Annotated in this window: 11 protein-coding genes; 2 read left to right on the top strand and 9 right to left on the bottom strand. The window is 66.9% G+C overall.

Translation table 11 applies throughout. The features are described from left to right. Positions 1 to 29 precede the first annotated feature (29 nt). The 3 genes from NJH59_RS10535 to NJH59_RS10545 are packed head-to-tail and all read right to left on the bottom strand — an operon-like array spanning position 30 to position 5,700. The gene (locus NJH59_RS10535; protein WP_058540950.1) at positions 30 to 3,182 is read right to left on the bottom strand and encodes a CusA/CzcA family heavy metal efflux RND transporter; all 3,153 of its coding nucleotides are present in this window, start codon (positions 3,180 to 3,182) and stop codon (positions 30 to 32) included. A gap of 19 nt (positions 3,183 to 3,201) precedes the next feature. After that, positions 3,202 to 4,422 (bottom strand): efflux RND transporter periplasmic adaptor subunit, encoded by a 1,221-nt coding sequence (locus NJH59_RS10540; protein WP_043862018.1) that lies wholly within the window; start codon positions 4,420 to 4,422, stop codon positions 3,202 to 3,204. Positions 4,423 to 4,449: 27 nt separating this feature from the next. Then, positions 4,450 to 5,700: a TolC family protein gene (locus NJH59_RS10545; protein ID WP_253086755.1), complete on the bottom strand. Its 1,251-nt coding sequence runs from the start codon at positions 5,698 to 5,700 to the stop codon at positions 4,450 to 4,452. Positions 5,701 to 5,891: 191 nt separating this feature from the next. Here NJH59_RS10545 and NJH59_RS10550 point away from each other — a divergent pair, with 191 nt between their 5' ends. Together NJH59_RS10550 and NJH59_RS10555 are read left to right on the top strand one after the other, a co-directional pair. Then, positions 5,892 to 6,566: a heavy metal response regulator transcription factor gene (locus NJH59_RS10550; protein WP_043862020.1), complete on the top strand. Its 675-nt coding sequence runs from the start codon at positions 5,892 to 5,894 to the stop codon at positions 6,564 to 6,566. Then, the gene (locus NJH59_RS10555) at positions 6,563 to 7,942 is read left to right on the top strand and encodes a heavy metal sensor histidine kinase (protein WP_104572013.1); all 1,380 of its coding nucleotides are present in this window, start codon (positions 6,563 to 6,565) and stop codon (positions 7,940 to 7,942) included. Before NJH59_RS10550 ends, NJH59_RS10555 begins: the two co-directional genes overlap by 4 nt. Before the next feature lie 82 nt (positions 7,943 to 8,024). On the opposite strand, the gene pdxJ is transcribed toward NJH59_RS10555, so the two are convergent. From pdxJ to lepB, 6 genes are all read right to left on the bottom strand, one after another. Continuing rightward, the gene (pdxJ, locus tag NJH59_RS10560) at positions 8,025 to 8,768 is read right to left on the bottom strand and encodes a pyridoxine 5'-phosphate synthase (protein ID WP_253086756.1); all 744 of its coding nucleotides are present in this window, start codon (positions 8,766 to 8,768) and stop codon (positions 8,025 to 8,027) included. A gap of 44 nt (positions 8,769 to 8,812) precedes the next feature. Then, entirely contained in the window at positions 8,813 to 9,496 is a 684-nt protein-coding gene (gene recO, locus NJH59_RS10565) for a DNA repair protein RecO (protein ID WP_043862023.1), read from the bottom strand. 57 nt (positions 9,497 to 9,553) lie between these two features. Then, on the bottom strand, positions 9,554 to 10,456 hold the full coding sequence (gene era, locus NJH59_RS10570; protein ID WP_253086757.1) for a GTPase Era: 903 nt from the start codon (positions 10,454 to 10,456) through the stop codon (positions 9,554 to 9,556). Continuing rightward, positions 10,449 to 11,138 (bottom strand): ribonuclease III, encoded by a 690-nt coding sequence (rnc, locus tag NJH59_RS10575; RefSeq protein WP_043862025.1) that lies wholly within the window; start codon positions 11,136 to 11,138, stop codon positions 10,449 to 10,451. The genes era and rnc overlap by 8 nt, the downstream gene beginning before the upstream one ends. Beyond that, positions 11,135 to 11,275, bottom strand: a complete 141-nt coding sequence (locus tag NJH59_RS10580) for a hypothetical protein (RefSeq protein ID WP_156326207.1) — start codon at positions 11,273 to 11,275, stop codon at positions 11,135 to 11,137. Before NJH59_RS10580 ends, rnc begins: the two co-directional genes overlap by 4 nt. Positions 11,276 to 11,371: 96 nt before the next feature. Next, positions 11,372 to 12,226, bottom strand: coding sequence for a signal peptidase I (lepB, locus tag NJH59_RS10585; protein WP_043862027.1), 855 nt, complete (start codon positions 12,224 to 12,226; stop codon positions 11,372 to 11,374). Positions 12,227 to 12,230: the final 4 nt, after the last annotated feature.

Here is a 12,230-nt window from a genome sequence, read left to right on the forward strand (position 1 = left end):
CCCAAGCTAACGCCAAGGTGAGCCGCACATTACAGTGCTGCAAGATTGTGCTCCTCCTCCTTGCGGTGCGCCCAGTGGTACAGGGCCGGCAGCACCAGCAGGGTCAACGCGGTGGACGAGAGGATGCCGCCGATCACCACGGTGGCCAGTGGGCGCTGCACCTCGGCACCGGTGCCAGTGGCCAGGGCCATCGGAATGAACCCCAGCGACGCCACCAACGCGGTCATCAGCACCGGCCGCAGACGCGTCAGCGCACCTTCGTCGATGGCCACGCGCAGCGGCCGACCCTGCTCGCGCAAGCTGCGGATGAAGGCGATCATCACCAGCCCGTTGAGCACCGCCACCCCCGACAGGGCGATGAAGCCCACCCCCGCCGAAATCGACAATGGAATGTCGCGCAGCCACAGCGCCACCACCCCGCCGGTCAGCGCGAACGGGATGCCGGTGAACACCAGCAGGCCGTCCCTGACGCTGTTGAACATCATGAACAGCAACCCGAACACCAGCAGCAATGCCACCGGCACCACCACCTGCAGGCGCTTGGCCGCCGATTGCAGCTGCTCGAACTGACCGCCCCAACGCGTCCAGTAGCCAGGCGGCACTTCCACCTGCGTATCGATGCGCTCGCCGGCCTCGGCCACGAACGAACCAATATCGCGGCCACGCACGTTGGCGCTGACCACCACCAGGCGCTTGCCGTCTTCGCGGCTCACCTGGTTGGGCCCCTGCACCAGCGCCAGGCTGGCCACCTCGGCCAGGCTGATGAAGCCGATACCGCCGTCGCTGCCCGCACTGGCCGGTACCGGAATCAGCAGCTGCGACAAGCCTTCGATATCGGTACGCACGTCGTCCGAGAGGCGCACCACCATGTCGAAACGCCGGTCGCCCTCGTACAGCGTGCCGGCCTGGCGGCCGCCCACGGCCACGGCGATGGTGTCCTGCACATCGCCGACGTTGAGCCCGTAGCGTGCAGCCTTGTCGCGGTCGACCTCGATGGTCAGCACCGGCAGGCCCGAGGTCTGCTCGACCTTGACCTCCGATGCCCCCGGCACCGCCTGCAAGGTTGCGGCAATCTGTGCTGCCGTGCGGTTGAGCACCGTCATGTCGTCGCCGAAGACCTTGACCGCCACATCGCTGCGCACCCCGGAAATCAGTTCGTTGAAGCGCAGTTGAATCGGCTGCGACAGCTCGTAGTTGCTACCCGGCACCCGCGCCGCCGCGCGCTGGATATCGGCGATCAGTTGCTCGCGCGACTTGCCGGGGTCGGGCCACTGCGCCTGCGGCTTGAGCATCACGTAACTGTCGGAGATGTTCGGCGGCATCGGGTCGGCGGCGATCTCGGCGGTGCCGGTGCGCGCAAATACGCGCTGCACCTCCGGCACCTGGCTGACCACACTCTCCTCCAGGCGCTGCTGCAATTGCACCGACTGGCTCAGGCTGGTGCCCGGCACCCGCAGCGCCTGCAGGGCGAAATCGCCTTCGCTGAGGCTGGGCACGAACTCGCTGCCCATGCGCCCGGCCAGCACCGCGCACAGCAGCACCGACGCCCCGGCCAGGGTAAACGCCAGCCCACGGTGCCCCATCACCCAGCGCAATAGCGGCGCATAGCCGGCCTTGGCGCTGCGCATCAGCAGGTTTTCCTCTTCCTTGACCTTGCCGGTGACGAACAGCGCGATGGCCGCCGGCACGAAGGTCACCGAGAGCAGCATCGCTCCCAGCAGGGCGATCACCACGGTGAAGGCCATGGGGTGGAACATCTTGCCCTCCACCCCGCTCAGGGCAAAGATCGGCAGGTACACCACCATGATGATCAACTGGCCGAAGATCAGCGGGCGGCGCGCCTCGCGGGCGGCATTGAACACTTCGTGCAGGCGCTCGGAGCGGGTCAGCAGGCGGCCATGGTGCTGCTGGGCGTGGGCCAGGCGGCGGATCGCGTTCTCCACGATCACCACCGCGCCATCGACGATGATGCCGAAGTCCAACGCACCCAGGCTCATCAGGTTGGCACTGACCTTGTTGCCGAACATGCCGGTGAAGGTGAACAGCATCGACAGCGGAATCACCATGGCGGTGATCAGCGCGGCGCGGATGTTGCCCAGAAACAGGAACAGCACCGCGATCACCAGGATTGCACCTTCCACCAGGTTCTTCTTCACCGTGGCGATGGCCTTGTCGACCAGGTCGGTGCGGTCGTACACCGTGACCGCGCTGACACCCGCCGGCAGCGTGCGGTTGATCTGCGCCAGCTTGTCGGCCACTGCCCGCGACACGGTGCGGCTGTTCTCGCCGACCAGCATGAACACGGTGCCCAGCACCACCTCACGGCCATTTTCGGTAGCCGCGCCGCTGCGCAGTTCGCGGCCGATGCCCACCTGGGCGACATCGCGCACGCGAATCGAGGTGCCGTCGACAGTGGCCAGCACGATGTTGGCAATGTCGTCGATGCCTGCCAGTTGCCCCGGCGCACGAATCAGCAGTTGCTCGCCACGGCGCTCGATGTAGCCGGCACCGACGTTGGCGTTGTTGCGCTCCAGGGCCGTCAGCAGGTCGCCCAGGGTCAGCTTGTAGGCGGCCAGGCGCCTGAGGTCGGGGGCAATCTGGTACTCCTTGGCGTAGCCGCCGATGCTGTTGATCTCGGCCACACCGCGCACGTTGCGCAACTGCGGCTTGATGATCCAGTCCTGGATCTCGCGCAGGTCGGTGGGCGTGTACTCGCTGCCGTCGGCCTTGCGCGCATCCGGCGCGGCTTCCACGGTCCACAGGAAGATCTCGCCCAGGCCGGTGGAGATCGGCCCCATGGCCGCCTCGACGCCGTCGGGCAACTGCCCGCGCGCCTGTTGCAGGCGCTCGTTGACCAGTTGCCGGGCGAAGAACAGGTCGGTGCCCTCGTCGAAGATCACCGTCACCTGCGACAGCCCCGAGCGCGACAGCGAACGGGTCTGCTCCAGGCCCGGCAGGCCGGCCATGGCGGTCTCGATGGCGAAAGTGATGCGCTGCTCGGTTTCCAGCGGTGAAAAGCCCGCCGCCGAGGTGTTGATCTGCACCTGCACGTTGGTGATGTCGGGCACCGCATCGATCGGCAGCTTCTGGTAGCTGGCCAGCCCCAGCCCGGCCATCAGCAGCACCGCGAGCATCACGATCAGGCGCTGCTCGATGGCAAATTGAATGATCCGTTCGAACATGAGGAGTACTCGTGGGGGCTCAGTGGGAATGCTCGGCGCTGGCTTTGCCCAGCTCCGACTTGAGGATGAAGCTGCCCTGTGCCGCCACCTGCTGGCCGGCCTGCAGGCCCGCCTTGATCTGCACGAAGCCGTCGGCCACCACACCCGGGGTCACCGCCTGGGCGGTGAAGCCCTCTGCACTGCGCACGAACACGGTGGGCTGCTCTTCGAGGGTCTGCAGCGCGGCCTCCGGTACCGCCAGCGCCTCGTCCAGGCGTTCGGTAGGCACCCGCACCGCCACGAACAGGCCGGGGCGCCAGGCGCCGCGAGGGTTGTCCAGGGTGACCCGCACGGTGGCGGTGCGGGTCTGCTCGCCGAGCAGGCTGCCCACATGGCTGACCGTGCCGCTGGCCTGCTCGCCCAGTTCACTGGCCAGCACCGTCACCGGCATGCCGACGCGCAGCCTGGCCAGGTCACGCGGGGCCACGCCAAAGGTTGCCCATACCCGCGACAGGTCGGACAAGGTGAAGGCCGCACTGCTCTCGCTGACCACTTCGCCCGGCACCAGGTGCTTTTCCACCACCTGCCCGTCAAACGGTGCACGCAGCTCATAGCGGTTGCCGCCGGCCAGCACCACGCTGCCACTCAGCGCGCTGATCTTCTGCCGGGCATTGGTGGCGGCGATCTCGGCTTCCTGCAGGGCCTGGCGCGCCTGCAGGTAGTCCTGTTCGGCAGAGATGCCCTCCTGCCACAGGTCTTTCTCGCGGGCGAAGGTGCCGCGCGCCAGTTCCAGTCGCCGCTGGCTGGCCGCCAGCTCGCTGCGCTGCTCGGAGATCTGCGGGCTGGCGATCACCGCCAGCAGTTGCCCGGCCTTGACCTGCTGGCCGAGCACCACGGCCACCGATTCCACCACCCCGGCCGCACGCGGCACCAGGTGCGCGGTACGGTCCTCGTCGAAGCGGATCTCGCCCGGCAGGCCGAGGCTGCGGCTCAAGGTGCGCGGGGCCACGGTGGCCAGCTCGATACCGGCCACCTGGATCTGCTCGTCGCTCAGGGTCAGGTGGCCCTCCTGCTGTTCTTCGCCATGGCCTTCCTCGCCATGGGCGTCGTCGCCATGGCCCTTTTCCTCATCGCCATGGCCCGCCTCGGCATGCGCCGCGTGGGAGGCCTGCGGCGCATTCATCTGGTGACCCAGCACAACCCCCAGGCCAACGCCCAGGGTCAGGGTGACGGCCACCAGCGTGATGGTTTTGCTGTTCATGCACATTCCTCGGCAAATCGTCGGGGGTCAGCGGCTGGCGGTGGCCAGGTCGCCGAAAAGTCGTTCCAGGCGGACTCGCGCATCGCTGCCCTGGGCCTGCGCCGCCAGGTATTGGGTGCGCGCCGCCACCAGCGTGCGCTGGGCGTCGAGCACCTCGAGAAAGCTGAACTTGCCGCGCTCGAAACCCCGCGTGGCGGCGTCCACCGCCTGCTGCGCCGCCGGCAGTATCGAGCGGTCGAAGGCCTGTACCTCGCCCGCTGCCACCTGCCACTGCGCCAGCGCCTGCACCACTTCGCTGCGCACCCGCAGTTCGGCGCCGTTGCGCAGGTCGCGGGCCTGATCGGCACGCCGCGCCGCCGCCAGCACATTGCCCTGGTTGCGATCGAACAAGGGCAGCGGTATCGACACCCCGACCACATTGATGCGCTCGCGGTCGGCCTCGCTGTACTGGCTACCCAGGCTGACGGTGAGGTCGGGGATACGCTGGCTGCGAGCCAGCCCCAGGTCAGCCTCGCGCTGCTCGATCTGCAGGCGGGCCAGGCGCAGCTCGGCCGTGCGCTCGAGGCGGGCAAGCAGCGTGTCGCCCTCGGCTGGGGTCAGGGCGTCGGACGGCATGCCTGCCACCCGCTCGAACCCCGCCTGCGGCGCCCCCGTCACGCTGGCCAGTTGCTGATAGGCCACGGCCACGGCCTGCTGCGCACGGCCTCGTTCCAGGCGCATCTCGGACACCTGCACCTGCGCGCGGGTGGCTTCGATGGGGGAAGCGCTGCCAGCCCGCACCCGCCCCTGCACCACCTGCAGGCCACGCTCGGTCAGGCGCAGCGACTGCTCGGCCAGTTGCAGCCGTTCCTGAGCCTGCACGGCGGCATGAAACGCAGCCAGCACCTCGGCGCGCAAGGCATTGCCCTGGCGTTCCAGTTCCAGCGCCGCCAGGGCCTGCTCGCGCTGGGCCACCTCCACCCGCGCACCACGCTTGCCGCCCAGTTCCAGGCGCTGGCTGAGGCTGACGGTGGTGGTCTGCGAGCCGCGGCGGGTATCTTCCTGCTCCCAGCTCAACTCCGGGTTGGGCAGCAGGCCGGCCTGGTTGCGTTCGCCCAGGGCGATCTCGGTGCCCCAGCGCGCTGCGGCAAGCTCGGGGTTGTTGTCCTGCGCGGTGCGCAAGGCGGCATCAAGCGTCAGCACGCTCGCCTGCAGCGCTGTCGAAAGCCCCAGCAGCACCCCGGCCAGCGCCGCCAGCCGCGCCACGCGCTGTGGATGAAGCCTGTGCCTGCACGTCATGCGTGAATCCCCCGCGCCCATTTCGAAGCGGGCACTTTAGGGAGCGGGCTTTATCGTCAACATGACCCCAGGATTACAAATCTGTTATCCAGCGCCGCTCAGGACCGGCTTGGCTTACCATGCGCGACACGCCTTGACCCTGAAGTGACTCAAGGGTTGAGAATTGCCGTTTTGCACGCCGCGAGTACCCCATGCGCCTATTGATCATCGAAGACGAAGTCCGTACCGCCGAGTACCTGCAGCAGGGCCTGAGCGAGAACGGCTACATCGTCGACTGCGCCGCCACCGGCATTGACGGCCTGCACCTGGCCCGCCAGCACGCCTACGACCTGGTCATCCTCGACGTCAACCTGCCGCAGCTCGACGGCTGGAGCGTGCTGCAACGCCTGCGGGCGGAGTCCTCGACCCGTATCATGATGCTGACCGCCCACGGCCGGCTCTCGGATCGGGTCAAGGGCCTGGACCTGGGCGCCGACGATTACCTGCTCAAGCCGTTCGAGTTTCCCGAACTGCTGGCACGCATTCGCAGCCTGTTGCGGCGCAGCGAGCAGAACCTGGCGCCGGCCACGCTCAGGGTCGCCGACCTTGAGCTGGACCCCAGCCGCCACCGCGCCTACCGGCGCAACCAGCGTATCGACCTGACGGCCAAGGAGTTCGCCCTGCTGCACCTGCTGATGCGCCAGAGCGGCGAGGTGCTGTCGCGCACGCAGATCATCTCGCTGGTGTGGGACATGAACTTCGATTGCGACACCAACGTGGTGGAGGTGTCGATCCGGCGCCTGCGGGCCAAGATCGACGACCCCTTCGAGGACAAGCTGATCCACACCCTGCGCGGCGTGGGCTATGTGCTGGAAGCGCGCGAATGAAACCGGCACGACTGTCGTTGCGCCTGGGCCTGAGCGTCAGCCTGATGGGCGCGGCGCTGGTGCTGCTGCTGGCGAGCCTGGCGGTACTGGCGCTGGACCACGAACTGGACAACCGCGCCCGCAAGGTGCTGGCACGCAAGATGGAGCAGATCGAGCACAGCCTGGGGGTGGACCTGAAGGCCAGCGACCTGGGCTCGCGCGCCCACCCCCTGCTCGACCTGGTGATGGGCCACGACGATCTGAGCCTGAACATCATCGCCCAGACCGGACGCCACCCGGCCCTGTTGAGCCTGGGGCCTGCAGTGGAGGCCGAGCCGCTGCGGCGTATCGCGGCCGGGACAGCGCTGGGCTACAGCGAATGGCAGGACAGCGCCGAGGCCCGCCTGATGACCGCCGCGCGCCTGATGACCCTGCGTGACGGCACCCCGGTGCGGGTACTGCTGACGCTGAACCGGGCCGACGACCTCGGCCTGCTGCAGGCCTACCTGCGGTCGACGTTGCTGGCGTTGCCACTGCTGTTGCTGCTGATCGGCATTGCCGCCTGGAAGCTGGTGCAGCGTGGTCTGCTGCCGCTGCGCAGGTTCCGGCGGATTGCCGCCCAGGTGTCGGCGCAGGAGCTGAGCCACCGCCTGCCCGAGGACAAGCTGCCCCAGGAACTGAGTGCCCTGGCGCGCGGCATCAACGTGATGCTCGACCGGCTGGATGGCGGCGTGCAGCGTCTGTCGCAGTTTTCCGATGACCTGGCGCACGAACTGCGCACGCCGATCAGCAACCTGATGGGCAGGGCCCAGGTGACCTTGTCACGGGTGCGCTCGGCCGAGGATTACCGGGTGGCGCTGGAGGACAGCATCGAGGAGCTGACGCGCCTGAACCGGATCATCACCGACATGCTGTTCCTGGCCCAGGTGGACGCGCCGCGTCAGCAACTGGCGTTGAAGCCGGTGGCGCTGGCCGACGAGGCGCAACGGGTGGTGGAGCTGTTCGCGCTGAGCGCCGAATGCAAGGCGATCACCCTGAAGGTCAGCGGCTGGGGCACGGTGCAGGGCGACCGGCTGATGCTGCAGCGGGCGCTGTCGAACCTGTTGAGCAATGCAATTCGCCACAGCCCCGAGGGCCGCCTGGTGGAAATCGGCATCGAGCAGAGCGCACGGGGCGTGCAATGCTGGGTGCGCAACGAGGGGCCGGGGATCGAGGCGGTGCACTGGCCGCACCTGTTCGAGCGGTTCTACCGGGTGGGCTGCGGGCGCTCGCGGGTGGAGGGCGGCACGGGGCTGGGGCTGGCCATCGTGCAGTCGATCATGCAGGTGCATGGTGGGCAGGTGGAGGTGACCAGCGCGGCGCAGGGGCCTACGCGGTTCAGTCTGATATTTGGCTAGGCGGTTTCGCCGGCGAGGCCGGCTCCTACAGGAATCGCAGCGCCTGTAGGAGCCGGCCTTGCCGGCGAAGGTCACGACGCATTCAGCGGTTGCTGGCTGCCAGAATCAGCTGTTTCATCTCGCTGACCGCACCCTTGAAGCCCACGAACAACGCATGGGCCACCAGTGCATGGCCGATGTTCAGTTCGTTGATGCCCTTGATCGCCGCCACCGGCTCGACGTTGTGGTAGTGCAGGCCATGCCCGGCATTCACGATCAGCCCCTCGGCCAGGCCGAAGGCCACGCCATCGGCCACGCGCTGGAGTTCTTCGGCCACCTCGGCGGGGGTCTGCGCATCGGCGTAACGCCCGGTGTGCAGTTCGATCGCCGGCGCGCCGACGCGGCGCGAGGCCTCGATCTGGCGCTCGTCGGCATCGATGAACAACGACACCTCCGACCCCAGGCGCGACAGGCGCTCCACCGCCGCCTTGATCCGCGCCTCCTGCCCCGCCACGTCCAGGCCACCTTCGGTGGTCAGTTCCTGGCGTGTCTCGGGCACCAGGCAGATGTGCGCCGGGCGAATGCGCTCGGCAAACTGCATCATCTCTTCGGTGACGCCCATCTCGAAGTTCATGCGCGTCTGCAGCACCTCGCTCAGTACCAGCACGTCACGGTCCTGGATATGCCGACGGTCTTCGCGCAAGTGCACGGTGATGCCGTCGGCACCCGCCTCTTCGGCGTCCAGCGCGGCCTTGACCGGGTCCGGATATCGCGTGCCACGGGCCTGGCGCAGGGTCGCCACGTGGTCGATGTTCACGCCAAGGAGGATGCGGTTGCTGGTGGTCACGAAGAGACTCTCCTGAAAATTGAGCCTCACAGCATACGTCGTGATCAAGGCTTGCGAAACAGTTCCCGGCTGACCAGCGGGCGCCCACCCAGGTGCACCGCCAGCGCCTGGCGCATCAGGCGCTTGGCCGCGCCCAGCGCGCCCGGCATCGACCACTCGGCCTCGGCCATGGCCAGCAGGTGCGCACCACTGAACAAGCCCGGCTGCACCAGGTACACCCGCTCCAGGCCCGCGTCCACCTGCAGGCGGTACAGGCCGTCGGCCACCAGCGGATCGCCATTGATGTCGTGCTCAAGCGCAAAGCCATACCCCAGCTCGTCCAGCAGGCGCCATTCGAAGGCACGCAGCAACGGCTCCAGCGGGCGCCCCGCGCCCAGTGCCTGCAAGGTGGCAGCGTACTGCTCGAACATCACCGGGTGCGGGTCTTCGGCCTGAAGCAGGCGAATCAGCAGCTCATTGAGGTACAGCCCGCTGAACAGCGCGTCGCCGTTGAGCCAGACCGCCACGCCTGCGCTGTCCATGCGACCGACATTCTTGAGCTCGCCGCGCCCATGGAACTGCACCTCCAACGGCACAAACGGACGCGCAAGGCTGCCGGCCTTGCCGCGCGCACGACGCAGCACGGCGCGCAGGCGCCCCTGGGGGGTAAGGAAGTCGACCAGCGCACTGGTTTCACGGTACGCCCGGCTGTGCAGCACGAAGGCCGGTTGGCCGTCTGGCATGTCCATGATTCAGCGCTTCACGAAGAGGTGGGCCCGACACCGGCCGGTGTCGGGCCAGGGCAATCAGAGGTCGCCGTAGCCCAACGAACGCAGGGCGCGCTCGTCGTCGGACCAGCCACCCTTGACCTTGACCCACAGGTTCAGCATGACCTTGGCGTCGAACAGCAGCTCCATGTCCTTGCGCGCCTCGGTGCCGATGCGCTTGATGCGCTCGCCCTTGTCGCCAATGATGATCTTCTTCTGGCCGTCACGCTCGACCAGGATCAGTGCATGGATATGCAGCACGTTGCCCTGCTGCTTGAATTCCTCGATCTCGACGGTGATCTGGTACGGCAGCTCGGCGCCGAGCTGGCGCATGATCTTCTCGCGTACCAGTTCGGCAGCCAGGAAGCGGCTGCTGCGGTCGGTGATCTGGTCTTCGGGGAAGAAGTGCTCGTTTTCCGGCAGGTGCTTGGCAATCAGTGCTTCGAGGGCATCGAGGTTGTGCCCGTGCTGCGCCGAGACCGGCACGATCTCGGCGTCGGGCAGTTGCTCCTGCAGCCATTGCAGGTGCGGCATCAGCTCGGCCTTGTCCTCGATGCGGTCGGTCTTGTTGATGGCCAGGATCACCGGGCCCTGCACGTACTGCACGCGCTCGAGCACCAGTTGGTCCTCGTCGGTCCACTTGGTGCGATCGACCACGAAGATCACCACGTCGACGTCTTTCAACGCCGCCGAGGCGGTACGGTTCATGTAGCGGTTGAGCGCCTTCTCGTTGCCCTTGTGCATGCCGGGGGTATCGACGTACACCGCCTGCACATCACCTTCGGTCTTGATACCGAGCATGTTGTGGCGGGTGGTCTGCGGCTTGCGCGAGGTGATCGCGAGCTTCTGCCCGAGGATGTGGTTGAGCAGCGTCGACTTGCCCACGTTGGGGCGGCCGACGATGGCGACGTAGCCGCAACGGGTAGTGTTCTGTTCAGTCATTGCCATTCTCCACGCCCAGGGCGATCAGTGCTGCGGCGGCCGCGACCTGCTCGGCGATACGCCGGCTCACGCCCTGCCCTCGGCTTTTTTCAGTCAACAGGGTCACTTCGCATTCGACGAAAAACGTCCGGCAATGGGGTTCACCCTGGATATCCACCACTTCGTAGCGGGGCAGTTCGCAGGCCCGCGACTGCAGAAACTCCTGCAGGCGGGTTTTCGGGTCCTTGTTGGTGTCGACCAGGGTCAGGCTCTCGAACTCACCGGCCAGCCATGCCAGCACGCGATCGCGTGCGGTGTGCATGTCCGAGTCCAGGTAGATCGCACCGATCAGCGCCTCGAGGGCATCGGCCAGGATCGACTCGCGCCGGAACCCGCCGCTTTTCAGCTCGCCCGAGCCCAGGCGCAGGTACTCGCCCAGGTCGAAACCGCGGGCCAGCACGGCCAGGGTTTCACCCTTGACCAGGCGGGCGCGCAGGCGCGACAGCTGGCCTTCGCGGGCCTGGGGGAAGCGCTCGAACAGGGCCTCGCCGGCGACGAAGTTGAGGATCGCATCACCGAGGAACTCCAGCCGTTCGTTGTTGCGGCCGGCAAAGCTGCGATGCGTGAGGGCCAGCAGCATCAGCTCCTGGTTCTTGAAGGTGTAGCCGAGCTGGCGCTCGAGGCGGCTCAAGGAAACGCTCACAGTGTACCCACGCGCTGTTCGTGGTCGATTTTCAGCAGCGGCGCCAGGGCGCCGGGCTCACACAGTTCTGTCCGGCTCGAAGCCGACGGGGTTAACGCGTTGTTCAAATGCAAATCCTGAAAGACGGTTTTGTTCATGCCTGACGTCCGGCCGGGGCGCGTCTTGTGGACGCCCTTGTACAGCCTATGCCAGAAAAGCATTCGGCGCTGTCGAAGGACAGCGCCGTTAGGGTGTTACTTGATCAGGCCAACCCGCGAAAGGCTCGGGAAGTGGCTGAGCTTGGGCTCTGGCCAGCTCATCCAGATGGCGAAGGCCTTGCCGACGATGTTCTTGTCGGGAACCATGCCCAGCAGCTCCTTGGGAATGTTGGGGTCATCCCAGTAGCGACTGTCGTTGGAGTTGTCGCGGTTGTCGCCCATCATGAAGTAGTGCCCGGCAGGCACCACCCACTGCTGGTCCGGCGGCATGCGATAGCGGCTCATCTCCTTGCGGATCAGGTGCTCGGCCTCGCCCAGCTTCTCCTTGTACAGCTCGGCGCTGCCCAGGGTGCCCGGCTCGCTGCCGACCAGTTGCTCGGCAATCGGCTGGCCGTTGACGAACAGACGCTTGTCGCTGGTGTAGCGCACCTGGTCGCCCGGCAGGCCGACCACACGCTTGATGTAGTTGACGTTCGGGTCGCTCGGGTAGCGGAACACCATCACATCGCCACGCTGCGGGTCACCGACCTCGATGACCTTCTTGTCGATCACCGGCAGGCGGATGCCGTAGGAGAACTTGTTCACCAGGATGAAGTCGCCCACTTCCAGGGTCGGCTTCATCGACCCCGAAGGGATCTGGAACGGCTCGACCAGGAACGAGCGCAGCACCAGCACGATGAACAGCACCGGGAAGAACGACTTGCCGTACTCGACCAGCAACGGCTCCTTGTTCAACTGCTCGACCACCGCCATCTCGGGCTGGCTGACGCTGCCCTGATAGGTGTTGATCGCCGTGCGCCGGCGCGGGGCCAGGAACAGCAGATCGATCAGGGCCAGCAGTCCACACACGGCAACGGCGATGACTAGCAACAGCGGGAAATTTAGTGACATAGGA

It is taken from the genome of Pseudomonas sp. VE 267-6A (genome assembly GCF_024126555.1).
Lineage (GTDB): Bacteria > Pseudomonadota > Gammaproteobacteria > Pseudomonadales > Pseudomonadaceae > Aquipseudomonas > Aquipseudomonas palmensis.